At 75.0% G+C, this 26,591-nt stretch carries 20 protein-coding genes; 12 read left to right on the top strand and 8 right to left on the bottom strand.

Annotated elements, in window-relative coordinates; all coding sequences use genetic code 11:
* Nucleotides 1-119 precede the first annotated feature (119 nt).
* The gene (locus tag C1708_RS12900; protein ID WP_106412826.1) at nucleotides 120-1,754 is read right to left on the bottom strand and encodes a DUF5691 domain-containing protein; all 1,635 of its coding nucleotides are present in this window, start codon (nucleotides 1,752-1,754) and stop codon (nucleotides 120-122) included.
* A 124-nt stretch (nucleotides 1,755-1,878) separates the two neighbouring features.
* On the bottom strand, nucleotides 1,879-3,027 hold the full coding sequence (locus tag C1708_RS12895) for an SWIM zinc finger family protein (protein WP_106412825.1): 1,149 nt from the start codon (nucleotides 3,025-3,027) through the stop codon (nucleotides 1,879-1,881).
* A gap of 132 nt (nucleotides 3,028-3,159) precedes the next feature.
* On the opposite strand from C1708_RS12895, the gene C1708_RS12890 reads away from it, so the two are divergent.
* The 5 genes from C1708_RS12890 (at nucleotide 3,160) to sucD (ending at nucleotide 10,733) form a co-directional block, all read left to right on the top strand.
* A complete protein-coding gene (locus C1708_RS12890) occupies nucleotides 3,160-4,317 on the top strand; it encodes an ATP-binding protein (protein ID WP_106412824.1) in 1,158 nt (385 codons plus the stop codon).
* Nucleotides 4,314-6,665, top strand: a complete 2,352-nt coding sequence (locus tag C1708_RS12885) for a DUF5682 family protein (protein WP_106412823.1) — start codon at nucleotides 4,314-4,316, stop codon at nucleotides 6,663-6,665. Before C1708_RS12890 ends, C1708_RS12885 begins: the two co-directional genes overlap by 4 nt.
* Complete coding sequence (locus C1708_RS12880) at nucleotides 6,662-7,837, top strand: VWA domain-containing protein (RefSeq protein ID WP_106412822.1); 1,176 nt, start codon at nucleotides 6,662-6,664, stop codon at nucleotides 7,835-7,837. The genes C1708_RS12885 and C1708_RS12880 overlap by 4 nt, the downstream gene beginning before the upstream one ends.
* 801 nt (nucleotides 7,838-8,638) lie before the next feature.
* Nucleotides 8,639-9,820 carry an ADP-forming succinate--CoA ligase subunit beta gene (sucC, locus tag C1708_RS12870; RefSeq protein ID WP_106412821.1) on the top strand — a complete coding sequence of 394 codons (1,182 nt, stop codon included), beginning with the start codon at nucleotides 8,639-8,641 and terminating at the stop codon, nucleotides 9,818-9,820.
* Between the two features lie 28 nt (nucleotides 9,821-9,848).
* Entirely contained in the window at nucleotides 9,849-10,733 is an 885-nt protein-coding gene (gene sucD, locus C1708_RS12865; protein WP_106412820.1) for a succinate--CoA ligase subunit alpha, read from the top strand.
* Between the two features lie 100 nt (nucleotides 10,734-10,833).
* Here sucD and C1708_RS36130 read toward each other — a convergent pair whose 3' ends face one another.
* Complete coding sequence (locus tag C1708_RS36130; RefSeq protein WP_502696062.1) at nucleotides 10,834-12,681, bottom strand: helix-turn-helix domain-containing protein; 1,848 nt, start codon at nucleotides 12,679-12,681, stop codon at nucleotides 10,834-10,836.
* Nucleotides 12,682-12,777: 96 nt separating this feature from the next.
* Between C1708_RS36130 and C1708_RS12850 the strand changes: the two genes are divergently transcribed.
* Nucleotides 12,778-14,184: a cell division protein PerM gene (locus C1708_RS12850; RefSeq protein ID WP_241911238.1), complete on the top strand. Its 1,407-nt coding sequence runs from the start codon at nucleotides 12,778-12,780 to the stop codon at nucleotides 14,182-14,184.
* Between the two features lie 262 nt (nucleotides 14,185-14,446).
* On the opposite strand, the gene C1708_RS12845 is transcribed toward C1708_RS12850, so the two are convergent.
* Nucleotides 14,447-15,220 carry a hypothetical protein gene (locus C1708_RS12845; RefSeq protein WP_106412819.1) on the bottom strand — a complete coding sequence of 258 codons (774 nt, stop codon included), beginning with the start codon at nucleotides 15,218-15,220 and terminating at the stop codon, nucleotides 14,447-14,449.
* A 330-nt stretch (nucleotides 15,221-15,550) separates the two neighbouring features.
* Here C1708_RS12845 and purN point away from each other — a divergent pair, with 330 nt between their 5' ends.
* Complete coding sequence (purN, locus tag C1708_RS12840) at nucleotides 15,551-16,231, top strand: phosphoribosylglycinamide formyltransferase (protein WP_106412818.1); 681 nt, start codon at nucleotides 15,551-15,553, stop codon at nucleotides 16,229-16,231.
* Nucleotides 16,228-17,790, top strand: a complete 1,563-nt coding sequence (gene purH / locus C1708_RS12835; protein WP_106412817.1) for a bifunctional phosphoribosylaminoimidazolecarboxamide formyltransferase/IMP cyclohydrolase — start codon at nucleotides 16,228-16,230, stop codon at nucleotides 17,788-17,790. The genes purN and purH overlap by 4 nt, the downstream gene beginning before the upstream one ends.
* Before the next feature lie 72 nt (nucleotides 17,791-17,862).
* Here purH and C1708_RS12830 read toward each other — a convergent pair whose 3' ends face one another.
* The 4 genes from C1708_RS12830 to C1708_RS12815 form a co-directional block, all read right to left on the bottom strand.
* Complete coding sequence (locus C1708_RS12830; RefSeq protein WP_241911237.1) at nucleotides 17,863-18,384, bottom strand: hypothetical protein; 522 nt, start codon at nucleotides 18,382-18,384, stop codon at nucleotides 17,863-17,865.
* A gap of 102 nt (nucleotides 18,385-18,486) precedes the next feature.
* On the bottom strand, nucleotides 18,487-20,028 hold the full coding sequence (locus tag C1708_RS12825; RefSeq protein ID WP_106412815.1) for a protein kinase domain-containing protein: 1,542 nt from the start codon (nucleotides 20,026-20,028) through the stop codon (nucleotides 18,487-18,489).
* On the bottom strand, nucleotides 20,025-20,774 hold the full coding sequence (locus tag C1708_RS12820; protein WP_198602482.1) for an FHA domain-containing protein: 750 nt from the start codon (nucleotides 20,772-20,774) through the stop codon (nucleotides 20,025-20,027). Before C1708_RS12820 ends, C1708_RS12825 begins: the two co-directional genes overlap by 4 nt.
* Nucleotides 20,775-20,975: 201 nt before the next feature.
* Complete coding sequence (locus C1708_RS12815; RefSeq protein WP_106412813.1) at nucleotides 20,976-21,566, bottom strand: proline-rich domain-containing protein; 591 nt, start codon at nucleotides 21,564-21,566, stop codon at nucleotides 20,976-20,978.
* Nucleotides 21,567-21,858: 292 nt separating this feature from the next.
* Between C1708_RS12815 and C1708_RS12810 the strand changes: the two genes are divergently transcribed.
* The 4 genes from C1708_RS12810 (at nucleotide 21,859) to C1708_RS12795 (ending at nucleotide 26,493) form a co-directional block, all read left to right on the top strand.
* Nucleotides 21,859-22,713 (top strand): bifunctional methylenetetrahydrofolate dehydrogenase/methenyltetrahydrofolate cyclohydrolase, encoded by an 855-nt coding sequence (locus C1708_RS12810; protein WP_106412812.1) that lies wholly within the window; start codon nucleotides 21,859-21,861, stop codon nucleotides 22,711-22,713.
* Nucleotides 22,703-23,209, top strand: a complete 507-nt coding sequence (locus C1708_RS12805) for a DUF3017 domain-containing protein (RefSeq protein WP_106412811.1) — start codon at nucleotides 22,703-22,705, stop codon at nucleotides 23,207-23,209. Before C1708_RS12810 ends, C1708_RS12805 begins: the two co-directional genes overlap by 11 nt.
* A 525-nt stretch (nucleotides 23,210-23,734) precedes the next feature.
* A complete protein-coding gene (locus C1708_RS12800) occupies nucleotides 23,735-24,829 on the top strand; it encodes a helix-turn-helix domain-containing protein (RefSeq protein WP_241911236.1) in 1,095 nt (364 codons plus the stop codon).
* Nucleotides 24,830-25,503: 674 nt separating this feature from the next.
* Nucleotides 25,504-26,493, top strand: coding sequence for a malate dehydrogenase (locus tag C1708_RS12795; RefSeq protein ID WP_106412809.1), 990 nt, complete (start codon nucleotides 25,504-25,506; stop codon nucleotides 26,491-26,493).
* Nucleotides 26,494-26,591: the final 98 nt, after the last annotated feature.

The raw sequence follows: 26,591 nt of genomic DNA, 5'->3' as shown, positions 1-26,591 counted from the left end.
GGCGGCGGGCGGCGGGGCGCCGGTCTCCGAAGGCCGGTGCTGCGGACGTCCGCCGGCAGGGGAGCCGCCCCGCCCGGTGCGGGCGGCGGGCCGTGGCGTGACGAGGCCGGCCGGTCCGGTCAGGGAGCCGGTTCCTCCGGAGTCAGTTCGGCCAGCATCGCGCCGCGCAGACGCAACGTGGCCACCATGCGCTGGAACGCCTCGGACCAGTAGCCCCCGGCGCCGGGCGCCGCGTCCTCCGGCTCGTCCGGTGTCGTCAGCAGTGCGTCCAGACGGCTCGCCTCGGACGGGTCGAGGCAGCGCTCGGCCAGGCCCATGACTCCGCTGAAACTCCATGGATAACTCCCTGCGTCCCGCGCGATGTCGAGCGCGTCGACCACGGCCCGCCCGAGTGGCGGGGCCCAGGGCACCGCACACACCCCGAGCAGCTGGAACGCCTCGGACAGACCGTGCGTCTCGATGAACCCGGCCACCCACGCCGCCCGTTCGCCGGCGTCCAGGGCGGCCAGCAGCCTGGCGCGCTCGGCCAGGGACACCGCGCCCGGACCGCCCGCCTCCGGCGCGGAGGGCTCCCCGAGCAGCGCCCGGGACCAGGCCGCGTCCCGCTGCCGCACCGCCGCCCGGCACCAGGCCGCGTGCAGTTCGCCCTGCCAGCCGTCCGCGACCGGCAGCGCCACGATCTCCTGGGGGGTACGCCCGCCGAGCCGCCGCGACCAGGTGCCGAGGGGCGCCGACTCCACCAACTGGCCCAGCCACCACGACCGTTCGCCGCGCCCGGCGGGCGCCTTGGCCACCACGCCGTCGCGCTCCATCCCCGCGTCGCACTCGTGCGGCGCCTCCACGACGACCGTCGGCGTGTCACGGGTGCGGTCCACGGCCACGCACGCGGCGGCGCGCACCGCCATCCGCGCGGCCAGCGCGGACGCAGGCAGCGCCGACAGCAACTCCGCCGCCGTCGCCCGTACGTTGCGGCTGCGGTCGGCCAGGGCGCTCTCCAGGAACGCCTCGTCGTCCGGGCCGAGGCCGGCGCGCAGGGAGTCCAGGAACATCAGCCGGTCCTCGGCCCGCTCGGTCGCCCAGGTCTCCTCCAGCAGGGCGCGCGCGGCGGACGGGTCGCGGGAGCGCAGGGCGGTGAGCAGGGCGACCCGCTCGGCGAAGAGGCCCTCCTGCCAGAGCCGCCGTACGTCCTCCGGGTCGCGGAAGTCGGGCGCCGAGGGGCCGCCGCCGGGGGCCGCCCGCAGGGCGAACCGCCAGTCCGGGTTGAGCCGGGCCAGCCACAGCGCGCGCGGACCCGCGAACCGCAGCGCCGCCGGGCGCAGGTCGGTGCGGCCCCGTGCGGCGTCGAGCAGGGCGGGCAGCGCCTGCGGGGGCGCCGCGTAGCCGTGGGCGTTCGCCGCCTGGAGCCACTGCGGCAGCAGCTCCATCAGGTCAGGCGCCGTGCCCCGGCGGCCGCCGCCGGACGCGCCGGGGCGGTCGGCGAGCAACGACGCCAGCCGGCGGGCGGCGGCGGGCGGCAGCGGACGGCGCGGGTCCTCGGGGGCCGGACGGAGCCGCTCGGCGGGCCGCGCGGGGCGCAGTCCCGCCCGCCGCCGTACGGTCGCCGCGGCGGCCGCGTCGAGCAGGGCCGACGGCGCCTGCGGACCGGGCGCCACGCCCGGCGGGGTGCGCCGGTCGGTGCCCAGCAGAGCCGCGGTCACCAGCTCCTCCCAGCGGTCCGGGAGGGACGCGGCCACGGTGGCGGTCGTCCTGCTCATGAGCTTCCTTTCCGACGGGCGTCCCGCTGCGGTCGAAGACTCACGCGCACCGGGTGTCCAGCGATGTCCGAAAGATGCATGGGGTCGACGGGTCCGGTGGGGGTGGAGGGGCCGACGGGGCTGGTCAGCACAGGGGGACCGCCTCTCCACGGCCCTGCGGCCAGGCCGCCAGGGGAGTGAAACCCCGCGGGCCGCACTCGCCGAAGACCCGCACCGGAGCGCCGCCGGACAGGGCGACCAGGCGCCACAGCCCCGGGCGGGACCGGGCCGCCGCGCCGATCGGCAGGGCGTGGTCGGCGTCGGCGTCGGCCAGCTGCCAGCCGTCACCGTCCGGGACCGGCACGACACCGTCCAGCGTCACCGGGACCGACTCCCGCCACGGGTCGTCGCGCAGCGCGGCGCCGTAGCGGGCGAGCGCCCCGGACGTCGTCGTGCCCGGAGGGCGCACCGTCGTCGGCGCGGGCGGCGCGAACTGCTCGGTCAGCGCCATCCGCGGCTGCCCGGCGCCCGGATACGCGGTCAGCTCCGCGTCGACGGCCAGCCCCGCCGGCAGCGCGAGGCCGGGGGCGCGGCCGGCCGCCCCGTAGGAGAGGAGCAGCGCCGTACGCCCGGACGTCGCGCCGTACAACCATGTGCGACGGGTGGTCAGGCGGCTGTCGGAGGTGTCGTACCGGGCCAGGACGAGCCAGTCGTCGCGGATCGCGGGACCCTCCGGCGACGCGGTCAGGCCGACGCGGGAACGGACCGTCGCGGCCAGCGGCTCCGGCAACCGCTCCCGGCGCAGCCAGGCCCGGACGAGGAGATGGAGCAGCGCGCACTCCTCCAGCAGCCGTACGGGAGCGTCCGCACCGGTGGCCGCGAGCGCCCCCAACTCCCGCACGCGGTTGGCCAGTCCCTGGGCCTGCGCGTCGACCATGCGGGCCGCGGTCTCCTCCCACAGGGCGGGACCGGACCGCCCGGCCGGCACCAGGCCGCCGCGCAGCAGGTCCGCCAGACGCCGCTCCAGCTCGGTCACGCCCGCCGTGATCCGCTCGGCCCGGCGCTCCGCCCGCGCTCGCACCGCCGGGGACACCGGCGAGGCGGACGCGGCGAGTCCGGCCCCCGGCCCGTCGGACACGGGCTCACCCGCCCCGCCGGGCACGGGCTCACCCGCCCCGTCGGACACGGGCTCGCCCGCCCCGCCGGGCAGGGGCTCGCACGACCCGTCCGACGTGGCGTCGGACGCCTGTGCCGGGACCTGGCCGACGGTCCGGCGCACCCCCTGATCAGTCATGCCGTCGACCGTAGGTCCCGCCACTGACAGTCGGGGTGCGGTGGGCGTATGTGCAGGTCGGGCCGATTGTCAGTGGCGTGGTGCACGGTGGGTGACAGATCCGAACCGGCCGAGCTGGAGGGGGACCCAGCCATGTCTGTGTCCGCAGAACCGACGTCCGTCGACCCGCGGCGCGACGGCTCCGCGCCCGCCGACACCGGGCTCGCGGGAGCGGACACCCTGCGTCCGCACGCCGAGGACGCCTTCGCGGACGAACTGGCCGCGCTGGCCGCCCAGGACGACCGTCCGCGCCCGGCCCGCTGGCGCCTGTCGCCCTGGGCCGTCGCCACCTACCTGCTCGGCGGCACGCTGCCGGACGGCACGGTGATCACCCCCAAGTACGTGGGTCCGCGCCGGGTCGTGGAGGTCGCGGTGACCACCCTCGCCACCGACCGCGCCCTGCTGCTGCTCGGCGTGCCCGGAACGGCCAAGACCTGGGTCTCCGAGCACCTGGCCGCCGCCGTCAGCGGCGACTCCACCCTGCTGGTGCAGGGCACGGCCGGCACCCCGGAGGAGGCCATCCGCTACGGCTGGAACTACGCCCGGCTGCTGGCCCACGGCCCCAGCCGCGACGCCCTCGTCCCCAGCCCCGTGATGCGGGCCATGGCGGAGGGCAGGACGGTCCGCGTCGAGGAGCTGACCCGGATCCCGGCCGACGTCCAGGACTCCCTGATCACGATCCTGTCCGAGAAGACCCTGCCGATACCGGAGCTCGGGCAGGAGGTGCAGGCGGTCCGCGGCTTCAACCTGATCGCCACGGCCAACGACCGCGACCGCGGGGTCAACGAGCTGTCCAGCGCCCTGCGCCGCAGGTTCAACACGGTGGTGCTGCCGCTGCCGGAGACCCCGGAGGCGGAGGTCGACATCGTCACGCGCCGCGTGCGGCAGATCGGCCGGTCGCTGGACCTGCCGGAGGCGCCCGAGGGCATCGACGAGATCCGCCGGGTCGTCACGGTCTTCCGCGAGCTGCGCGACGGCGTGACCACCGACGGCCGGACGAAGCTGAAGTCGCCCAGCGGCACGCTGTCGACCGCCGAGGCGATCTCGGTCGTCACGGGCGGACTGGCGCTCGCCGCCCACTTCGGCGACGGCGTGCTGCGGGCCGGCGACGTCGCCGCGGGCGTTCTCGGCGCTGTCGTCCGCGACCCGGCGGCGGACCGTGTCGCCTGGCAGGAGTACCTGGAGACCGTCGTCCGCGAGCGCGAGGGCTGGTCGGACTTCTACCGGGCCTGCCGCGAGGCCGGCGCGTGAACGGCGGCCGGGCGCCGGCCGCCGGGCAGCCGCTGCTGCTCGGGGTGCGGCACCACGGCCCCGGGTCGGCGCGGGCCGTGCGGGCCGCGCTGGAGGCGGTCCGGCCGCGCGTCGTGCTGATCGAGGGCCCGCCCGAGGCCGACCCGCTCGTCCCGCTGGCCGCGGACGAGGCCATGCGTCCGCCGGTCGCCCTGCTCGCCCACGCCGTGGACGAGCCCGGCCGGTCGGCGTTCTGGCCGCTGGCCGCCTTCTCCCCGGAGTGGGTCGCGCTCCGCTGGGCCCTGCGGCACGGCGTGCCCGCCCGCTTCATCGACCTGCCGGCAAGCCACACCCTGGCCTGGGAGCGGGACGGGGACGAGCGGGACGGCGGCGCGGAGGCCGGGGCGGAACGGGGTGCCGTGGACGACGTGCGGATCGATCCCCTGGGGGTGCTCGCCGGCACCGCCGGGTACGACGACGCCGAGCGCTGGTGGGAGGACGTCGTCGAACACCGGGGCGCGGGCGAGGGGGACGCGCTCGCGCCGTTCACCGCCCTCGAGGAGGCCATGACGGCCCTGCGGGAGACGTACGGCAGCGGCGGGCACGAGCGGGACCTGATCCGGGAGGCCCACATGCGGCTGCGGATCCGGGAGGCGCAGCGGGAGGCCGGGGACGGCGTGGCCGTGGTGTGCGGGGCCTGGCACGTGCCGGCGCTGCGGCGGCGCACGGGCGTGACCGCCGACCGGGCGCTGCTCAAGGGCCTGCCGAGGATCAAGACGGACATGACCTGGGTGCCCTGGACCCACCGCAGGCTGTCCCGGGCCGGCGGCTACGGCGCGGGCATCGACTCCCCGGGGTGGTACGCGCACCTGTTCGCGGCCCCGGACCGGCCGGTCGAGCGGTGGCTGACCAAGGTCGCGGGGCTGCTGCGGGCCGAGGACCGGACCGTGTCGCCCGGCCACGTCATCGAGGCGGTGCGGCTCGCGGAGACCCTCGCCGCGCTGCGCGGGAGGCCGCTGCCCGGCCTGGGGGAGGCCACCGACGCCGTACGGGCGGTGATGTGCGAGGGGTCCGACGTGCCGCTGGCGCTGGTGCGCGACCGGCTGGTCGTCGGCGACGTGCTGGGGGACGTGCCGGATTCGGCGCCCGCGGTCCCGCTGCAGCGGGACCTGGAGCGGACGCAGCGCCGGCTGCGGCTGAAACCGGAGGCGGCCGAGCGGGAGCTGGACCTCGACCTGCGCAGGGAGACCGACGCGGGCCGCAGCCGCCTGCTGCACCGGCTGCGGCTGCTCGGCATCGCCTGGGGCCGGCCGGCCGCCTCGCGGGGCGGCACCGGCACCTTCCGGGAGACCTGGCGGTTGCGCTGGGAGCCGGAGCTGGCCGTGCGCACGGCGGAGGCGGGGATGTGGGGGACGACCGTGCTCGCCGCCGCGACCGCCAAGGCGGAGGCGGACGCGGTCGCCGCGCGCGGCCTCGCCGACGTCACCGGCCTCGCGGAGCACTGCCTGCTGGCCGCCCTGCCCGAGGCGCTGCCGACGGTGATGCGGGTCCTCGCCGACCGGGCGGCCCTCGACACCGACGTCGCCCACCTCGCGCAGGCGCTCCCCGCCCTGGTCCGCTCGCTGCGCTACGGCGACGTCCGGGGCACCGACACCGCCGCGCTCGCCGACGTCGCCGCGGGTCTCGCCGAGCGGGTCTTCGTCGGACTGCCCCCCGCCTGCACCGGTCTGGACGCCGACGCGGCCGAGGAGATGCGGCGCCACGTCGACGCGGTGCACGGCGCGCTGGGCCTGCTCGGCGACGCCCCCGCGGCACGCGACGGGGGACTGCGCGCGCGCTGGCGCTCCGTGCTGCGGACGCTGTCCGCGCGGGACACCGTGCCGGGGGTGCTGCGCGGCCGGGCCGTGCGGCTGCTGCTGGACGAGGGGGAACTGGCGCAGGACGAGGCGGCGCGGCTCATGGGGCTCGTGCTCTCGCCCGGCACACCCCCGGCGGACGCGGCCGCGTGGATCGAGGGGTTCGTCGGAGGCTCCGGCGGCGGGCTGCTCCTGGTGCACGACGAGCGGCTGTTCGGCCTGGTCGACCGGTGGCTGACGGCCGTCCCGGCGGAGACGTTCACCGATGTGCTGCCGCTGCTGCGGCGGACGTTCTCCGCCTACGAGCCGGGGGTGCGGCGCACGCTCGGGGAGCTGGTGCGCCGCGGACCGGGCGGACCCGGCCGCACGGACGCCTTCATAGCCGGCGCGCCCGGTTTTGGACCGGGCCTGGACACGGCGCGGGCGGACGCCGTCCTGCCGGTGCTGCGGCTGCTGCTGGGGCCGGACGCCGACGAGGAGACGCACGGGGAGCGAGCGGAGGTGCGGCGATGACGGAGGACGCGGCGGGGGAGCGGCTGCGCCGGTGGCGGCTCGTGCTCGGCGGGGACACGGCCGACGGCACCGGACACGCGCTGTCCGGACGGGACGCCGCGATCGACGACGCGCTCACCGCCCTCTACGGCAAGGACGACACCCCCAGGACGGGGCGCGACCGGGCGGGAGGACTCGGGGCGTCGGCGCCCTCGGTGGCGCGCTGGCTCGGGGACATCCGCACGTACTTCCCCACCTCCGTCGTCCAGGTCGTGCAGCGCGACGCCATCGACCGGCTCGGCCTGGGCACGCTGCTGCTGGAGCCGGAGATGCTGGAGGCGGTCGAGGCCGACGTGCACCTCGTCGGCACGCTGCTCTCCCTCGCCAAGGCGATGCCGGAGACGACGCGGGAGACGGCACGGGAGGTCGTGCGCAAGGTCGTCGAGGACCTGGAGCGGCGGCTCGCCACCCGCACCCGGGCCACCCTCACCGGCGCCCTCGACCGCGGCGCCCGCGTCCGCCGGCCCCGCCACCACGACATCGACTGGAACCGCACCGTCGCGGCCAACCTCCGGCACTACCTCCCCGACCACGGCACGGTCGTGCCCGAGCGGCTCGTCGGCTACGGGCGCGCCTCGCGGTCGGTGAAGAAGGAGGTCGTGCTCTGCGTGGACCAGTCCGGGTCGATGGCGTCGTCGGTCGTGTACGCCTCGGTGTTCGGGGCGGTCCTCGCGTCCATGCGGGCGGTCGCCACCCGGCTCGTCGTCTTCGACACCGAGGTGGCCGACCTGACCGAGCGTCTCGACGACCCGGTCGACGTGCTCTTCGCCACCCGGCTCGGCGGCGGCACGGACATCAACCGGGCGCTCGCCTACTGTCAGTCGCGCATCACCCGCCCCGCCGACACGGTCGTCGTGCTGATCAGCGACCTCTACGAAGGGGGGATACGCGACGAGATGCTCAAGCGGGTGGCGGCCGTCAAGGCGTCGGGCGCGCAGTTCGTGACACTGCTCGCCCTGTCCGACGAAGGGGCGCCCGCCTACGACAGGGAGCACGCGGCGGCCCTCGCGGCGCTGGGGGCGCCGGCGTTTGCCTGCACCCCCGATCTGTTCCCGGAGGTGATGGCGGCGGCGATCGAGAAGCGCCCGCTGCCGATACCGGACGCGGGGGCCGGGCCGGACTCCCCGCACTGAGACGGACATGAGCGCCCATCGGCGACGCGGGGCTCGCGGGCGTCGCGTGCGAGGGCCGGGGCCGTTCGCTCGGGACCGTTCGGTCAGAGCCGTTCGATCGGGACCGTTCGATCGAGGACCCGCGAAGGTGCCCGCCTCGGCCCCCCGTGCCCCCGCCCGCCGGGGCGCACCACCCCGCAGCACCCGCACCGGCCGGCTGCCCCCGCCGCCTGCGGCCCGCGGACCCCCGTGGCCGCCGCAAGCGGCACGGCCCCCCGGCGGCCACCCCCATACCCCACACACACCGTCCCGGCCGGAACCGCCGTGAACCGCCCCTCCCCGCGTCCTCCGGCGTGCACCCGCCTGCCGTCCGTTCCTGACTCACGGGTAATAAAGGACTCCGCGGGCGCCAGGACCCGGACAGCCGAAAGCCGTCGGTTCGTCCGGACACGGCCTCGCGGAGGGGAGGACGGCCCTCGTCGGGGAAGGGAGGCCGGCCGTCCCGCAATCCCGGACCACGGGTGTGCCACGCCCCGTCCGGGTTGTCCGACAGGGCCTCACCGGGCCGGCCCCAGCCCGGTGAGGCCCCTCACGCACGGCACGGCGTGCCGGAGAAGGCGGCATCATGTGACAGGTATCACCGCTCACGTGTGACCCGCGATTTAGAGCCTCCCCCTATGCGGCGATAACCTGCGAGGCGGACATGCCGCGCGCTCGGACACCGTGTGCGCCTCCCTTGTGACAGAGCGGACGTCACGTTGCCCTTCGCGGCACGCCCACGCATCCAACGAACCGCGAGATCACTGATAGGGACGGAAGCGCGTGGACCTGTTCGAGTACCAGGCGAGGGACCTCTTCGCCAAGCACGATGTACCGGTGCTGGCCGGTGAAGTCATCGACACGCCTGAGGCGGCCCGCGCAGCCACGGAGCGTCTCGGTGGCAAGTCCGTCGTCAAGGCCCAGGTGAAGGTCGGCGGCCGTGGCAAGGCCGGCGGCGTGAAGCTCGCCGCGACCCCGGACGAGGCCGTCGCCCGCGCGACGGACATCCTCGGCATGGACATCAAGGGCCACACGGTCCACAAGGTGATGATCGCCGAGACGGCCCCGGAGATCCTGGAGGAGTACTACGTCTCCTTCCTCCTCGACCGTGCCAACCGCACCTTCCTCTCCATCGCGTCCGTCGAGGGCGGCATGGAGATCGAGGAGGTGGCGGCCACCCGTCCGGAGGCCGTCGCCAAGACCGCGATCGACGCCATCGACGGTGTGGACGAGGCCAAGGCCCGCGAGATCGTCGAGGCCGCCAAGTTCCCGGCCGAGGTCGCGGACAAGGTCGCGAACGTCCTGATCAAGCTGTGGGACACCTTCATCAAGTCGGACGCCCTCCTCGTCGAGGTCAACCCGCTGGCGAAGGTCGCCTCCGGTGACGTCATCGCCCTGGACGGCAAGGTGTCGCTCGACGACAACGCCGAGTTCCGTCACCCCGAGTACGAGGAGCTCCAGGACAAGGCCGCGGCGAACCCGCTCGAGGCCGCCGCCAAGGAGAAGAACCTCAACTACGTCAAGCTCGACGGCGAGGTCGGCATCATCGGCAACGGCGCGGGTCTCGTCATGAGCACCCTGGACGTCGTCGCGTACGCCGGTGAGAAGCACGGCAACGTCAAGCCGGCCAACTTCCTGGACATCGGCGGTGGCGCCTCCGCCCAGGTCATGGCCAACGGCCTCGAGATCATCCTCGGCGACCCGGACGTCAAGTCCGTCTTCGTCAACGTCTTCGGCGGCATCACCGCCTGCGACGAGGTCGCCAACGGCATCGTCCAGGCCCTGAAGCTGCTGGAGGACCGCGGCGAGAAGGTCGAGAAGCCGCTCGTCGTCCGCCTCGACGGCAACAACGCCGAGCTCGGCCGGCAGATCCTCACCGACGCGAACCACCCGCTGGTGCAGCGCGTCGACACCATGGACGGCGCGGCCGACAAGGCCGCCGAGCTGGCCCACGCCGCCAAGTAAGCACTCAGGACGAGGACACCAACACACCATGGCTATCTGGCTCAACAAGGACAGCAAGGTCATCGTCCAGGGCATGACCGGCGCCACGGGCATGAAGCACACCAAGCTCATGCTCGGTGACGGCACGAACGTCGTGGGCGGCGTGAACCCGCGCAAGGCGGGTCAGACCGTGGACTTCGACGGCACCGAGGTACCCGTCTTCGGGACCGTCAAGGAGGCCATCGAGAAGACCGGCGCCAACGTCTCCGTCATCTTCGTGCCGGAGAAGTTCACCAAGGACGCGGTCGTCGAGGCCATCGACGCCGAGATCCCGCTGGCCGTCGTGATCACCGAGGGCATCGCCGTGCACGACACGGCCGCCTTCTGGGCGCACGCCGGCAAGAAGGGCAACAAGACCCGGATCATCGGCCCGAACTGCCCCGGCATCATCACCCCGGGCCAGTCGAACGTCGGCATCATCCCGGGCGACATCACCAAGCCGGGCCGCATCGGCCTGGTCTCGAAGTCCGGCACGCTGACGTACCAGATGATGTACGAGCTGCGTGACATCGGCTTCTCGACCGCCGTCGGCATCGGTGGCGACCCGATCATCGGCACCACGCACATCGACGCGCTCGCCGCGTTCGAGGCCGACCCCGGGACCGACCTCATCGTGATGATCGGTGAGATCGGCGGCGACGCCGAGGAGCGTGCCGCGGCGTTCATCAAGGACAACGTGACCAAGCCGGTCGTCGGCTACGTCGCGGGCTTCACCGCGCCGGAGGGCAAGACCATGGGTCACGCCGGCGCCATCGTCTCCGGTTCCTCCGGCACCGCGCAGGCGAAGAAGGAGGCCCTCGAGGCCGCCGGCGTCAAGGTCGGCAAGACGCCGACCGAGACCGCCAAGCTGGCGCGCGCGATCCTCGCCGGCTGAACCGCCGGCGCGACAGCGCATCATACGGGTGGGCCCGTTCCCCGCGGTGGGGGACGGGCCCACCCGTCTTCGCGCACCGCCCCTGCCCCGCCCGGCGGGATCAGCGGGCCTGGGGGGCCAGGCGTTCGGGGCCGTCGAGCAGGGCCTCGCGCAGCCGGGCGCGCAGCTCACGCCGCTCGTCCGAGAGCGGGCCGGGCGCCGCCCGGGGCGGCAGGCCCCGCACCGTCTCGCCCGGCGGCACGGGCGGCACGTAGTGCGTGGGCGCCGTGTGCAGGGTCATCGCCGTGCTGCCGATCAGGACGACGGTGACGGCCGTCGCCGTCCGCGTCCGCAGACGCGCCCGGCGCTCACCGCCGCCGCGCACCGCCGCCGGCTCCGCCGCCCGCGTCCGTCCGGCGGACGCCAGCTCCGCCAGCCGGTCGTGCAGTTCCCCCGGATCGGCCAGCTCCGGCAGCCGCTCCGCGAGGACCTCCCGCGCGCACATCAGCCGCCCGGCCGCCGCCCGGGTGCTGGCCTCCGTCTCCGCCGCCGTCTCGGGCAGGTCCAGGCCGACGCCGTCGTACAGCACGAGCGTGCGGCGGTACGGCGGCGGCAGGCTCAGCAGCGCGTCCAGCAGCGCGCGGTCCTCCTCCTCGGGCGGCGGGGGGTCGGGGTGCCGGTAGCGGTGGCGGAGGCGGTGCCAGGGGGAGAGGGCCCAGTCGTGCGTGGCCGCGCGCACCCAGCCGGCCGGGTCCGGGTCGCGCGCCACCTCCGGCCAGTGGTCCCACGCCCGCTGGAAGGCCCGCTCCACGGACTCGTGCGCGAGGTCGCGCCGCCCGGTGAGCAGGTACGCCTGCCGGACGAGAGTGGGCGCGCAGTACGCGTACAGCGCGTCGAAGGCCTGAGCGGGCGCCAGGTACGGGGACGCCTCCCGCGGGGCGGGGGCGGTCACCGACGCGCGGCCCCTGCCCGCCGGCCGCCCACCCCGCCCCGGCAACAACGCCCGCGCCCAGGACGTCCCCCTCCGCCTCCGCGACCCGGCCCCGGACGAGCGGCCGCGGCTCGAACCCGGCCCGTCCTTCGAACCCGGCTCGTCCTTCGGCCTCGGCTCGTCCTTCGGCCCCGGCTCGTCCTTCGGCCTCGGCCTGTCTTCTGCCCCCGGCTCGTCCCGCGACCCCGGCTCGTCCTCCGGCTCGGCTCCGCCTTCTGCCCCCGGCTCGTCCCGCGACCCCGGCTCGTCCTCCGGCTCGGCTCCGCCTTCCGGACCCGGCCCGTCTTCCGACACGCGTCCGCTCTGCGGCTCCGGTCCGCCTCCCGGTGGGGACGCGTCTTCCGGCTCCCGGCCACCGCCCGACCCATGTCCCGCTTCTCGCGACGGTCCGGCTCCGGGGTCCGGCTTGCCCGCCGGTTCCCGTTCGGCATCCGGATTCGCCCCGTCTTCCGGCACCGGTTCGCCGTGCGGCGCGGGTTCACCCTCGGGCACCGGTCCGCTTCCCGGCGTCGGACCGGCCGCCGGCTCCGGTGCACCTGCCCCGGCCTCCGGCCACGGGCCGCCGCCGGGGGACGGGTGGGCCTCCGGCGCCGGAGACGGGACCGGAGGTGACGGTGTGTCCGCTTCCGTCGGAGAGGTCGTCACCGTGATCCCGGGCACCGGTACCAGGACGAACGCGGCGGGGTCGGTGGGCGTGCCCCGGTCCGGGCCGTCGCCGCTTCCGGCCGCCGTCGCACGGATCGTCACCACGGCGGGCCGACCGGCCGGCTGACTTTCCGTCGCAAGGGCGGTCAGCAGGTCCGCGTACGCCTTGCGGTTCCGGCCTCGTGGCGTGCTGCGGCCGGACTCCCACGCCCGCACCGTGTCGGGGCGCACGCCGAGCCGTCCGGCGAGCTGAGCGCGCGTCAGCGAGCCGGCCTCACGCAGGCGTCGGCGTTCCTTGGGCGGGGGGAGCGGGATGGCGGGGCGCCGTGTCACTGGGCGTCCCTCAGTACGGAAAAGTACATAAGCGTATTTTTAGCGACACAGCCGGTCTTCGCTCGTTACGCCGGAAAAGCGCGTGTCGTTGGGAGCATGGCGGGCGTGATCCAGACGACCGTACGCCGATCGACGCCGGCCTCCCTGCTCCTCAGGCGGCGCCGCCGCTCGCCCGGACTGGCCTCCGGCCTTGTCGGTGGCGCCCTCGCGGCCGGGCTGGGCCTCGCGGCGTTCACCGTGCTCGTGATGCTGCTGTGGGTCAGCTCGCCGTACCCGGACAGCGGACCCGGTGGAGCCCTGCACGTCGCGGCGGCGCTCTGGCTGCTGGCGCACGGCGCCGAACTGGTCCGTGTGGACACCCTCTCCGGCGCCCCCGCCCCGATGGGCGTGCCCCCGCTGCTGCTCCTCGCGGTGCCGCTGTGGCTGCTGCACCGGGCGGCGCGGGACACCGCCGAGGGAGGCGCCCGCGACGACGCCCCGCTGGTGCCCGGCCGTACCGCGTGGGCGGGCGTCGTCCTCGGCTACCTCGCCGTCGGCGCCCCCGCCGCCCTCTACGCCGCCGGCGGTGTGCTGCGGCCCGCGTGGGCGCCGACGGCGGTGTGCGTGCCGCTGGTCGCGGTGGTGGCTGCCGGGGCGGGGGTGTGGACCGCGTACGGACGGCCCAGCGGACCGCTGGAGCGGCTGCTGGGTGCGGTACTGCCCCGGGGCGCGCGCCACCTGGTGCTGGGCCCGGACGGCCGCCCCGGTGTGGCGGCGCGCGCGGCGGCAGCGGGGGCGACGGTGCTGGTCGCGGGCGGGGCGGTGCTGCTGACGGTGTCGCTGGTGTGGCACGGCGGCGAGACCCGCGGGGCGTTCGGGCGGCTGGCCGAGGGCTGGTCGGGGTGGGTGGCGGCGGCGCTCCTCTGCGTCACGCTGCTGCCGAACGCGGCGGTGTGGGCGGCGGCCTACGCCCTCGGCCCCGGCTTCCTGCTCGGCGCCGGGGCCCCGGTGACGCCGTTCGGTTCGCGGGACGCGCCGCTTCTGCCGCCGTTCCCGCTGCTGGCGGCGGTGCCGGACCCGGGCGCGGGCACGGCGCTGCACGGGGCGGTCGTGGCGGTGCCGCTGGCGGCGGGGGCGGTGGTCGGCTGGTTCGTCGGCCGGGGGTCCGTGACGGGCGGGGGGCGGCTCGGCGCCCGGACGGCGGGCCGGACCGCGGGTGCGGCGGTTCTCGCGGCGGCGCTGTGCGGGATGCTGCTGGCGCTGCTCGCCGGGCTGGCGGGCGGTCCGCTGGGCACGGCCGCGCTGGCCCGGTTCGGCCCGGTGTGGTGGCAGGTGGGCGCGGCGACGGCGGTGTGGCTCGGGCTGACGGCGGCCCCGACGGCCCTGACCGTACGGGCCTGGCGCCGCCGGCGGTCGTACGGGCGGGACGGGGGCGACGGGCGTCCGGGCCGTGCGGCCGCGCCCCGCCGCCGTCCGGTCGTTCCGCGTCCGGCCGGGAGGACGCGGCGCCCCCGCCGCCGCTGACTCGTCCGGAACCACGAGCAGGGCGCCCCGCGGCCGGTCCCGCCCGCCGCCCAGGACGAGCCCTACCTGCTCGACCACGACAGCGACGACGGCGACGACGGCGACGGCGACGACGGCGACGACGGCGACGACGGCGGCGGCCACGGCACCTCACCCTCCGCCCCCGACGTACGCCAGTGGCGCTCGGTCCCCGGAGCGCCGGACCCCGTCCGCCCGCGTGAGCGGGCGGACGGGGTCCGGCGGACTCCCCGCGCGCTTCCCGTCAGCCTTCCTCGTCCAGCAGGCCGCGCAGCTGCTCCGGCAGATGGTCGCCGCAGGACTGGCGCGCCTGCTGCGTGAGGGCGTCGCTGGTGCACTCGTAGTAGTCGCTGTAGACCAGGCGGGCGCCGAAGACCCCGGCCACCAGGAGCAGCGCCAGCGACCCCAGGACCAGGCCGCTGATCGCCGCCGTGGTCTGCGGGCGGGCCTTCTGCTCGGACGCCGGGGTGTCCGGGTCCTGCCCGCGGGGCTTGGCGCGCAGGGCGCTGATGCCCCAGTACAGGGCGAGAGCGCCCAGCAGCAGCGCCAGGTACGGCCAGTTGAAGAGGGCGAAGAAGAAGGCCCACATGCCGCCCAGCAGGGCGTAGCGCGCGCGGCGCTGTGCCGGGTCCGTGGGATCCCAGCGCATGCCCGGGCCCTGCTGGCCGCCGCCTTGCCCCTCCGGGCCGCGCGGGCGCTCGCCGAAGCCGCCGGGCGAGCGGCCGGGCTGCCGGTCGCTCCAGTTGCGGCCCCAGGGTGAACGGCCGCCCCCGTCCCCGCCGCCCGAGGGGTGACGGGGCTGCCAGGGGCGGTCGGGCGTGCCCTCCGGCGGGGGCGCGAACGGGTTGTCGTCCTGACCGGCCCCCTGGCCCCGGGCGTCGCGGCGGTCGTCGCCGGCCTCGCCCTGGGAGGCGTCGGGGGACGAGGACGGGCGCTCCCGCAGCAGCACGGCGCCACGCTCCCCTCCCTGGGCCGACTGCTGGGGGAACGTGAGGAGTCGCAGGCTGCGGTCCGGCATCAAGTGAGCGTCTTCCCCTTTGTGAAGCACGGCGTGGGTGCGGTGTGACCGCCTCGCACGACGTATCGACTACGAGTGAGCTGTGAGCTGGTGCGTTCCCGTCAGCTCCGCGCGGCCCGGGTCCGTCGCCCTGTGAACGATCGGTGCGCGGTCCGCGTTCCCGTGCGCCCCGGCGTCCAGGACTCGCGTACCCCGGCCGGCTCTCACCAGACGCTACCTTCCGGCCACGCCCCCGTCCCGTGGGGGCCCGTCGGGGGTGCCGGTATCGTTGCTGCCGGTCGGCCGCTTCGTAGGCTTCCCCGTATCAGGGGGCGCGAAGCATTCGGAGGAATGTACAAAGCGCTGTGCCGCCGACCGCACAGACGCTCCCCGAGAAAGGGCCCCACCGTGGCCGAGCACGCCAGGCGTCTCGTCGTGCTGGTCTCCGGATCCGGCACCAACCTGCAGGCGCTCCTCGACGAGATCGCCGCCGTCGGAGCCGAGGCCTACGGGGCCGAGGTCGTCGCCGTCGGCGCGGACCGCGAGGGCATCGAAGGGCTGGCCCGGGCCCGGCGCGCCGGGCTGCCGACCTTCGTGTGCAAGGTCAAGGACCACGCGACCCGTGAGGAGTGGGACGCGGCGCTCGCCGAGGCCGTCGCCGCGTACGAGCCCGACCTCGTGGTGTCCGCCGGGTTCATGAAGATCGTGGGGAAGGAGTTCCTCGCGCGCTTCGGCGGGCGGTTCGTCAACACCCACCCCGCCCTGCTGCCCAGTTTCCCGGGAGCCCACGGCGTACGGGACGCGCTCGCGTACGGCGCCAAGGTCACCGGCTGCACCGTCCACTTCGTCGACGACGGCGTCGACACCGGTCCGATCATCGCGCAGGGCGTGGTGGAGGTCCGGGACGAGGACGACGAGAGCGCTCTGCACGAGCGCATCAAGGAAGTCGAGCGAAAGCTGCTCGTCGAGGTCGTGGGGCGCCTCGCCCGCAACGGCTATCGCATCGAGGGACGAAAGGTAGTTATCCAGTGACCGCCGAGAGCAACAAGCGGGCCATTCGACGGGCGCTCGTCAGCGTCTACGACAAGACCGGCCTCGAGGATCTCGCGCGCGGCCTGCACGAGGCCGGGGTGGAGCTGGTCTCCACCGGGTCCACCGCCGCGAAGATCGCCGCCGCGGGCGTCCCCGTGACCAAGGTCGAGGAGCTGACCGGCTTCCCCGAGTGCCTGGACGGCCGGGTCAAGACCCTGCACCCGAAGGTGCACGCCGGCATCCTCGCCGACCTGCGTCTCGCCGACCACGAGAAGCAGCTCGAGGACCTCGGTGTGGAGCCGTTCGACCTGGTGGTCGTGAACCTCTACCCGTTCCGCGAGACCGTCGCCTCCGGGGCCACGCCCGACGAGTGCGTGGAGCAGATCGACATCGGCGGCCCCTCGATGGTCCGCGCCGCCGCCAAGAACCACCCGTCGGTCGCCGTCGTCACCAGCCCCGCCCGCTACGGCGACGTGCTCGCCGCGGTCCGGGGCGGCGGTTTCGACCTCGCCACCCGCAAGCGGCTCGCCGCCGAGGCCTTCCAGCACACAGCCGCGTACGACGTCGCCGTCGCGAGCTGGTTCGCCTCCGCGTACGCGCCCGTCGACGACTCCCCGTTCCCCGACTTCCTCGGCGCCACCTGGGAGCGCAAGGACACCCTCCGCTACGGCGAGAACCCGCACCAGCCGGCCGCCCTCTACGTGTCGGGGACGGGCGGTCTCGCCGAGGCCGAGCAGCTGCACGGCAAGGAGATGTCGTACAACAACTACACGGACACGGACGCCGCGCTCCGTGCCGCGTACGACCACGACGCCCCGGCCGTCGCGATCATCAAGCACGCCAACCCGTGCGGCATCGCGGTCGGCGCGGACGTCGCCGAGGCGCACCGCAAGGCGCACGCCTGCGACCCGCTGTCCGCGTTCGGCGGTGTGATCGCGGTCAACCGGCCGGTGTCGAAGGAGATGGCCGAGCAGGTCGCGGAAATCTTCACCGAGGTCATCGTCGCGCCGGACTACGAGGACGGCGCGCTCGAGGCCCTCACCAAGAAGAAGAACATCCGCGTGCTGCGCGCCCCGCAGGCGCCGTCCGCCCCGGTCGAGGTCAAGCCGATCGACGGCGGCGCGCTGCTCCAGGTCACCGACCGGCTCCAGGCCGAGGGCGACGACCCGGCCACCTGGACGCTGGCCACCGGCGAGGCCCTGTCCGAGGCCGAGCTGGCCGACCTGGCCTTCGCCTGGAAGGCCTGCCGCGCGGTGAAGTCCAACGCGATCCTGCTCGCCAAGGACGGCGCCTCCGTCGGCGTCGGCATGGGCCAGGTCAACCGCGTCGACTCCGCGAAGCTGGCGGTCGAGCGGGCCGGCGCCGAACGCGCCCGTGGCTCCTTCGCCGCCTCCGACGCGTTCTTCCCGTTCCCCGACGGTCTGGAGATCCTCACCGAGGCCGGCGTGAAGGCCGTCGTCCAGCCCGGCGGCTCGGTCCGCGACGAACTGGTCGTGGAGGCCGCCGAGAAGGCGGGCGTGACGATGTACTTCACGGGGACGCGGCACTTCTTCCACTGATCCCGCGCACGACGGGGGGTGGCCCCGGTCCCGAGGAGGGACCGGGGCCACCCCCCCGTCACGCCCGCCGCGTCAGCAGGGGCGCAGGTACCAGATCGGGTCCCAGGCGGCCGTGCCCGACTCGTACGCCGTGGACGTCCAGCGGACGCTGCCGTCCTTGTTGTAGAAGCGGGCGACCGTGCCCGGCGTCTGGTTGTTGGTGAACGGGCCGTCGCCGGTCCAGTTGCTCAGCTTCCACGTCCGGCACGTGTAGAAGTCGAACTTCGTACCGTTGACGACCATGCACAGGTGCCCGTAGCCGCAGGACAGGGCCTTGGTGGACGCCTCGCCCCGGGGCGCGGCCGTGACGGTCAGGCCGTCGTAGCGGACCGCGTCGGCGGTCACCTCCCGCGGCTTCGCGTCGCTGCCCACCACCCGCTCGGCCGCCTTCTGGAGCGCGGTGACGCGGGTGCCGTCCTCCCCCTCCCGCACGGAGGTGACCCGGGTGCCGTCGGGGCCGGGGGCGGCGGTGGCCGCGACCGAGCCGCCGGCGACGAGTGCGGTGGCCGCGACGAGCAGCGCGGCGGACCTGAACGTGTTCACTGTTTCCCTCATGACTGTTTCCCCCATGGACGAACTGGTCGGTGGCACCGCCGAGGCGGTGTGCTCACACCGTGCCGGGGGATCCCGCCGCCCGGTACCTCACAGCTGCGAGGGTCACCTCCCGCCCGGCGGGGTGTACTCCTCGAGGTAATGGGCGACGCGGTCGGCGTAGGCGCGGTACTTGGCGGGGACGCCCCCCGCGTCGTTCACCCGGCGCCACGACGTGCGGTAGGCGGCGGCGATCAGCACCCGCCGGTCCTCCCGCAGCTCCTCGTCCAGCCGCGGCGCGATCCAGCACAGGTAGCGGCCCATCGCGGGCACCGACTCGGCGGGCGGGAACGGCGGTTCGGGCACGTTCTCGGCGGGCGTGCCGTCCTCGTTCATCCACCACCGCAGCACCTTCGGGGTCCAGCGCGCGATGCCGTACTCGTCGGTGACCGGGTCGGCCAGGTCGGGGTCGAAGTCGCTCTCCACCTTCAGCATCGCCGCGATCAGCGGCGCGGAGACGTCCTCGCTCGGGCAGTCGTGCGCCGTCTCCACGATCAGCAGCCGGTAGGCGGCGGGCACGCCCCGGTCGGTGCGCAGCACGTCGGCGCCGTACGTGGCGGCGTCCGTGCGCGCGCCCGGCTCGCCGCCGGACGCGGCCCACCGGTCGACGCCGTACCCGAGGACGGTCACCGTGACGGTGGCGAGGGCCGCGGAGACGGCGACCGCCCGCCGGGAGCGGCGCCGGGCGGGCAGCAGCCGGGGCAGCGGGAACGGGCGCCCCGTGCCGGCCGCCTCCCGCACCCGCCGCAGCAGGTCCGCCACGCCGATCCGCTCCTCGTGGGTGCGGGCCAGACAGGCGCGGACGATGTCCCGCCAGGCGTCCGGCAGCTCGGGGGAGAGCCGCAGCTCGTCCGTGCCGGAGGCGTACGCGGCGGCGGCCGTGCGGCGGGCCGCGGGCGTGGCGCCGGGCAGCGGGAAGGCGCCGGTGAGGACCAGGTGGGCGAGCACCCCGAACGCCCACACGTCGGCGGACGCGCGGATCCGGCGGCCCCGCTCGCCGATCTCGGACCACAGCAGCTCGGGCGGGGTGTAGTCGGGCGTGGCGAACGCGGACGTGTAGGCGTGGGTGCCCTCCAGCTCCGCGGCCATGTTGAAGTCGGCGAGGCGGACCGAACCGTCCGCCATCAGCAGCACGTTGGCCGGTTTCAGGTCACCGTGCACCCAGCCCGCCCGGTGCAGCTGGGCCAGCCCCTCGCAGGTCTGGGCGAGCAGGCCGGGGCCGGCGCCGGGCCGGGGCGAGGCGGCCAGCAGCGCCGACAGGGAGCCCTCCGCCCTCTCCAGCACCAGCACGGTGGCGCCGTCCAGCTCCGGGCGGCCGGGATCGTCGACGGTGAGCGTCTCGTACATGCGGATCAGGCGCGGCTGCTTCAGCCGGCGCAGCACGTCCACCTCCCGCTCGGCCAGTTCGCGCAGGTGGTGCAGCTGGCGCGGGGTGCGGGTGCCGGTGGGCAGGAACTTCAGCGCGGCCGTGCGCGGCCCGTCCTCGCCGCCCTCGGCGCGGCGGCCGGCGTACACGCTGCCGAACGCGCCCGTCGCGAGCGGCTCGCGCACCTCCCACGCGCCCACCCGGTACCCCTTGGGCACCGGCACGGCGTACGTCCCGGTCACCGGCCCCCCTGGCGGAGCGGGGCCGCCAGGACCGACAGGTCGTCCTCGCGGACCAGGTCGAAACGGAGCGCCAGGGAGACCAGCGACTCCTTCTTGCCGTTCAGCCGCGGCCCCGGCTCCGCGGTCTCCGGACCGGGTTTGAGGCGCAGCTTCACCGCCAGGTAGTCGATGTTCCACTGCACCGAGGCGCGGGACGCGGCCGGCCACAGCGGGCGCAGCCGCTCCACCGCCTGCTCGACCGTGGGCAGCGGGGCGTGCGGCTCGCCGCGCAGCCGGGGCTCGCACAGCGCGGCCAGCACGGCGAAGTAGCGCTTGGAGCGGTCCAGGGAGAAGGCGGGCGCGGTGGCGGCGCCGTCGTCACCGGCGTCGTGGCGGACGTGTTCGTGGCACGGGGCCCACACTTCCAGCGGCAGCAGGTCGCCGCAGGCCGGCAGCACGATCCGGGAGAACTCGAACGGCACCGGGGCGTCCAGCCGGCCCGGCCCGACCTTGATGTGCTCGCCCGCTCCCTCCGGGTTCTCCACGACGTACGTCTGCTCCCGGCTGAGGTTGCTCAGCAGCCAGAAGGCGCCCTGCGCGGTGATCTCCCCCGCTCTGCGGGACACGCCGTCGTGGGCGATGCGCAGGCCGTCGCCCTGCGGGGCGCGGCCGAAGGAGAGGCGCTCGCCGGGAGCCAGACGGTACTGGTCACGGCGGCCGGAGTCCTCCGGCGCGGTCGCCGGAGGTACGACGATGATGCTGTACACGGTGCATCCCCCCATGCCTGACAGCTACTCGGCCAGGGTAGGGGGGCGCCCCGCCGCCGGACCTCCCCCGATCGGGTGCGACACGGGTGTGCGGCGGGCCCGGCGCGCACCGGGCGGTGCGTACGACGGGGCCGTGTCCCCCTCGCCCCGGAGGGGGACACGGCCCCGTGAGGTGTGCCGCGGCGCGCGGACCGGGACGGCTCAGTACTGCGGCGGCCGGGTGAACCAGTAGCTGCCGTTCCTGTTGGCGCAGAACACGATGATCAGGATGCCGAGCACCAGGCTGACCAGCGCGAACACATTGGCGCTCAGCAGACTGATCACGCTGAACAGGGTGACGACCGAGGCGTAGATGATCGCGGAGACGCGTGTCCCGCCACGGCCCGTCCCGAACTTGGCGGCCGTGAGGATCGCCCAGGCGGCGAACGCCAGCACGATCACCCCGAACACGATCATGACGCCCGCGCCGACGCTCGACACGTTGTCCACGTCCTCCGCGGTGAAGGACGGGTCGTCGGCCAGGATGTCTTCCAGCTGTTCGGCGAACCAGCCGCTCACGACCACCATGAGGAGGCCGCCGAGCGCCTGGAGGCCGCCGAGCACGAAGAGCATCACGCGCGCGGCCTTGACGCTGCCGGGCATGGACACCGGCCCGCCGGGGTGACCGTAGGGCTGGACCGGCGGGGCGGAGGGGTACCCGTAACCGGGCTGGCCGGGCTGCTGGGGGTAGCCGTAGCCGGGCGGCTGGCCCTGCGGAGCCCCGTAGGGGTTGTTCGGGTCGCCGAAACTCATGGCGGTTCTTCCTCCGTTGCGCTTCTGGTGCGGGGACGGCGCGGGGCGCGGCGCGGAGGAAGTACTGCAGATGCGGTCCGTCCCCCCGGTTCTGCCCGCGGCACTGCGCGTTCATCGTTCTTGACCGTTCCTTTCCTTGTCCAGCGGTACGACATATGTGTTGTGCAAGTGCAACATCACGATCTTGCTCGCATTGGTGGCGATCCTGATCGGATGTCCGGTGCGGGCGTCCCGGCCGACCGGAATGCGGGCTGATTGGAACAGCGGCCCGGTCATCCGCGAGGATGGGGCCATGACCGCCCAGATTCTCGATGGCAAGGCCACCGCAGCCGAGATCAAGTCCGATCTGACCGCCCGCGTGGCGGCGCTGAAGGAGAAGGGCGTCACGCCCGGCCTCGGCACGATCCTCGTGGGGGACGACCCCGGCAGCCAGAAGTACGTCGCCGGCAAGCACCGCGACTGCGCCCAGGTGGGCATCGCCTCCATCCAGCGCGAACTGCCCGCCACCGCCACGCAGGAGGAGATCGAGGCGGTCGTCCGCGAGCTGAACGAGGACCCGGCCTGCACCGGTTACATCGTCCAGCTCCCGCTCCCCAAGGGCATCGACGAGAACCGCATCCTCGAGCTGATGGACCCCGGGAAGGACGCCGACGGCCTCCACCCGATGAACCTCGGCCGTCTCGTGCTCAACGAGCCCGCCCCGCTGCCCTGCACGCCGAACGGCATCATCACCCTGCTGCGCCGCCACGGCGTGGAGATCAAGGGCGCCGAGGTCGTGGTCGTCGGGCGCGGCGTCACCATCGGCCGTCCCATGCCGCTGCTGCTGACCCGGCGCAGCGAGAACGCCACCGTGACCCAGTGCCACACCGGCACCCGCGACCTCTCCGCCCACCTCAAGCGGGCGGACATCATCGTCGCCGCGGCCGGCAGCGCCCACCTGATCCGTCCCGAGGACGTCAAGCCGGGCGCGGCCGTCCTGGACGTCGGCGTCTCGCGCAGCGCCGAGGGCAAGATCGTCGGCGACGTCCACCCGGGCGTGGCCGAGGTGGCCGGCTGGGTCGCCCCGAACCCCGGCGGCGTCGGTCCGATGACCCGGGCGCAGCTGCTGGTCAACGTGGTCGAGGCGGCGGAGCGCAGTGTCGGCTGAGCGGAAGGCGCCGGACGCCTCCGAGGCCCCCGCGGCGGCGGGGGCCGGGGAGGAGCTCACGGTCCGTGACGCGGTCAGCGCGCCCGACGCCGAGGGCACCCCGCGCCGGGCCACCCGCAGGTTCCCGCTGTTCACCCGGGACACCGCGCGGCCCGAGGGCGGCGGCCGGGCGGCCCCCGGCGACGCCCCCGCGCCCGCCCGGCAGTGGCCGATCCTGGCCGTGCTGCTCACCGTGGGGCTGGGGCTGCTGCTGACCGCGGTGGACGTGTTCCGGGCCGGGCTGCTGCTGATCGGCGCGGCGCTGGTCGCCGGGGCGGTCCTGCGGTGGGCGGTGCCGCACGTCGGGATGCTCGCCGTGCGTTCCCGCTTCACCGACATCGTCACCTACGGCGGCCTGGGGCTGGTGATCGTGCTGCTGGCGCTGATGGTGCAGCCGGACCCGCTGCTGCGGATCCCGTTCCTCCAGGACATGCTGCACTTCACGGTCGACGGCTGAGCCGCCGGCGCGGGGAGCGGCGGCCCGTCCGCACCCCCGTGAGCGGACGGGCCGCGCACCACGTTCCTGCACGGCGGGCGGCCCGTTCAACGGCGGCCCGGCCGCTGTGGCACGGAAGTGACCGTTCCGCTACGCGCCCCGGAAGCCCCCTACACCCTTGTGACGGCTCCGGCACGTGTTCACGACACGGAGGCTCCGCCCAGGGGTGATGTGGCCACGGACACCTCCGCGCGGGGGCGCCGGGGTGGTAGGACAGGAAGACGGTGGGACGGTCGTACCGGTCCGGTCCACCCGGTCCGTGGGTTCCGGGGTTCCGTTCGGCCGGGCGGCCGGCCGGTGGGACACTGATGCACAAGCGACTGGGCGTGCAATGCCGCACGCGTCCTGTTGCTCCCGTGCGCCCCCACCCCGGGAACTGAAGGCCCGTCCCGGTGGCATCCCTGTGGGTAGCCAGACGGGGCGTGGCAGAGGGCACCATGCGCGAGGGAAACACCAGCACGAACCGGGGGGAAGAGGGGGAGAGCAATGCCTCGTTGGAAGGCTTTGCCGGATGAGCTCGATCCGCAGATCAGGGAGTTCACCAGCCAGCTCAGGCGGCTGGTGGACCGCAGCGGCCTGAGCGTCGCGTCGGTCGCCGACCGCACGGGCTACAGCAAGACGTCCTGGGAGCGCTATCTGAACGGCCGGCTGCTCGCGCCGAAGGGCGCGATCGTGGCGCTGGCCGAGGTCACCAAGACCAACCCGGTGCACCTGACCACCATGTGGGAGCTCGCCGAGCGCGCCTGGAGCCGCTCGGAGATGCGGCACGACATGACCATGGAGGCGATCCGGATCTCGCAGGCGCGCGCCGCGCTGAGCGAGCTGGCCGCCCCGCCGTCCGGCGGGGGCGGACGGCGGGGCGGCGGGGCCCGTACGGGGGTCGCCGGTCCGGCCGGCGTGTCGCCGAGCGTGCCGCCCCAGCCGACCGCCACCGACGTCCGCGACGCGTCGGGCAGCGGCAACTCCTGGGGGGTCGCCGACCGGAGCGCCGGCCGCCCGGGGGCGTACGGCCCCGGCGCCCCCGCGGCGGGCGGGTACGGTCCGCCGCCCGCGGACCCGTCCGGTCCCGGCGGCGGCCCCGGCCGCCCCGAGGGCAAGCGGCGCACGGCGATGTTCCTGGTCGGCGCGCTGGGCGCGCTGGTGGTGGTCGCCGCCGGGCTCTACGTCACCGAGACGCAGGGCGACACGACGAAGGCGAAGCCCTCCCCGTCGCCCACCGTCACCAAGGAGGCGCAACTGCCGCCGGGCGTGAAGTGCAGCGGCGAGAGCTGCGACGGCAAGGACGCCGAGGTCATGGGGTGCAGCGGCGACCTGGTCACCACGGCCGGCACCGCGACCGTCGGCGCCACCACCGTCGAGATCCGCTACAGCGAGGTCTGCGGCGCCGCGTGGGGCCGCATCACCCAGGCCACGCAGGGGGACACGGTCGAGATCACCTCGGGGGCGTACCAGCAGACCGACTCCGTCGACGCGCCGGGCGACACGGTCACCTACACGATGATGGTCCCGGTCGCCGCCGCCACCGAGGCCAAGGCCTGCGCGGTGCTGGCCGCGACGGGCGAGAAGGGCTGCACGGAGTAGGCAGCGCGCCCCGCGCCGCCTGTTCGTGCGACGCGACTCCTTGTTCGTGCGACGCGGCTGCTGTCCGTGCGATGCGCCCGGTGGGCGCGGCGTGCGGCCGCCGGCGGCGCACATCGGCCGGCCGGCGCCGGCGTCCGGCCGCTCGCCGAAGCCGGCTCGGTGATCCGGTGTCGGTTCGGTGACCCGGTGTCGGCGCGGGCCGCGTGGATGCGGGCGACGGCAGCCGTCACGGTCGGCGAGGGGCGGCCGGAACCACGCCCGTGTGGGCCGTCCGGGTCATGACATGTGAGGGATCCGTGGTGACGTGAATGCGGCGGCGTGGGGCGGGCACGCGAGAAGTACCCCCACGGGATTCCGGCACGGTCGGTCCCGGACGGCGGCCGCCCCGTCCCCACCTCTCCCGGGCGGGGCGGCCGCCCCCCTCCCTCACCTCTCCGCCGCCCCGGTTACCCGCGTGCGCGGGCGGTCACTCTGTGGGACGGGCCACAGGGAGCCCGACCGTGCGTGCCGGCGGATGCGCGATAGCCTGACCGCTGGATCTCTCTTGACGCCAAGAGATCGATCATTCGAACCGGTGATCGATCATCGTGGCGGACGCCGGTCACGAGCCGGAGCGGGATCCCGCACCAGGGGGCAGGGACCGCCCCACCGCCAGCTGTCATACGGAGAACGCCATGACCCGCACTCCCGTGAACGTCACCGTCACCGGCGCGGCCGGCCAGATCGGTTACGCCCTGCTCTTCCGCATCGCCTCCGGCCAGCTGCTCGGCGCGGACGTGCCGGTCAAGCTGCGCCTGCTGGAGATCACCCCGGCGCTCAAGGCCGCCGAGGGCACCGCCATGGAGCTGGACGACTGCGCGTTCCCGCTCCTGCAGGGCATCGACATCACGGACGACCCGAACGTGGCCTTCGACGGCGCCAACGTCGCCCTCCTCGTCGGCGCCCGGCCGCGGACCAAGGGCATGGAGCGCGGCGACCTCCTCGAGGCCAACGGCGGCATCTTCAAGCCGCAGGGCCAGGCCATCAACGCCCACGCCGCGGACGACATCCGCGTCCTGGTCGTCGGCAACCCGGCCAACACCAACGCGCTGATCGCCCAGGCCGCCGCGCCGGACGTCCCGGCCGAGCGCTTCACCGCCATGACCCGCCTGGACCACAACCGCGCGCTGACCCAGCTCTCGAAGAAGACCGGCGTCCCGGTCTCCGAGATCAAGAAGCTGACGATCTGGGGCAACCACTCCGCCACCCAGTACCCGGACATCTTCCACGCCACCGTCGCCGGCAAGAACGCCGCCGAGGTCGTGAACGACGAGAAGTGGCTGGCCGAGGACTTCATCCCGACCGTCGCCAAGCGCGGCGCCGCCATCATCGAGGCCCGCGGCGCCTCGTCGGCCGCCTCCGCCGCCAACGCCGCCGTCGACCACGTCCACTCCTGGGTCAACGGCACCCCGGAGGGCGACTGGGTCTCCATGGGCATCCCGTCCGACGGCTCCTACGGCGTGCCCGAGGGCCTCATCTCCTCCTTCCCGGTCACCGTGAAGGACGGGAAGTACGAGATCGTCCAGGGTCTGGAGATCAACGAGTTCTCCCGCGCCCGCATCGACGCCTCCGTCAAGGAGCTCGAGGAGGAGCGCGAGGCGGTCCGCGGCCTCGGCCTCATCTGAGCCCGGCCGCCACGGCCTTCGCGGGGCCCCGCACCGGTCCGCCGGTACGGGGCCCCGCGCGCGTCCGGCACGGGGCTCCGCACCGGCGCCGCCCCACA

Origin of the sequence: Streptomyces sp. DH-12, assembly GCF_002899455.1 — a bacterium.
GTDB lineage: Bacteria > Actinomycetota > Actinomycetes > Streptomycetales > Streptomycetaceae > Streptomyces.
The sequence above is the reverse complement of the archived record's forward strand: the minus strand, read 5'-3'. Positions and strand labels throughout refer to the sequence as shown.

Excerpts from the sequence above, each read along its gene's own strand:
- C1708_RS12900 (WP_106412826.1), bottom strand. The coding sequence starts at position 1,754 with ATGAGCAGGACGACCGCCACCGTGGCCGCGTCCCTCCCGGACCGCTGG.
- C1708_RS12895 (WP_106412825.1), bottom strand. The coding sequence starts at position 3,027 with ATGACTGATCAGGGGGTGCGCCGGACCGTCGGCCAGGTCCCGGCACAG.
- C1708_RS12890 (WP_106412824.1), top strand. The coding sequence starts at position 3,160 with ATGTCTGTGTCCGCAGAACCGACGTCCGTCGACCCGCGGCGCGACGGC.
- C1708_RS12880 (WP_106412822.1), top strand. The coding sequence starts at position 6,662 with ATGACGGAGGACGCGGCGGGGGAGCGGCTGCGCCGGTGGCGGCTCGTG.
- sucD (WP_106412820.1), top strand. The coding sequence starts at position 9,849 with ATGGCTATCTGGCTCAACAAGGACAGCAAGGTCATCGTCCAGGGCATG.
- C1708_RS12850 (WP_241911238.1), top strand. The coding sequence starts at position 12,778 with ATGGCGGGCGTGATCCAGACGACCGTACGCCGATCGACGCCGGCCTCC.
- C1708_RS12845 (WP_106412819.1), bottom strand. The coding sequence starts at position 15,220 with ATGCCGGACCGCAGCCTGCGACTCCTCACGTTCCCCCAGCAGTCGGCC.
- purN (WP_106412818.1), top strand. The coding sequence starts at position 15,551 with ATGTACAAAGCGCTGTGCCGCCGACCGCACAGACGCTCCCCGAGAAAG.
- C1708_RS12830 (WP_241911237.1), bottom strand. The coding sequence starts at position 18,384 with ATGAGGGAAACAGTGAACACGTTCAGGTCCGCCGCGCTGCTCGTCGCG.
- C1708_RS12815 (WP_106412813.1), bottom strand. The coding sequence starts at position 21,566 with ATGAGTTTCGGCGACCCGAACAACCCCTACGGGGCTCCGCAGGGCCAG.
- C1708_RS12810 (WP_106412812.1), top strand. The coding sequence starts at position 21,859 with ATGACCGCCCAGATTCTCGATGGCAAGGCCACCGCAGCCGAGATCAAG.
- C1708_RS12800 (WP_241911236.1), top strand. The coding sequence starts at position 23,735 with ATGCCTCGTTGGAAGGCTTTGCCGGATGAGCTCGATCCGCAGATCAGG.
- C1708_RS12795 (WP_106412809.1), top strand. The coding sequence starts at position 25,504 with ATGACCCGCACTCCCGTGAACGTCACCGTCACCGGCGCGGCCGGCCAG.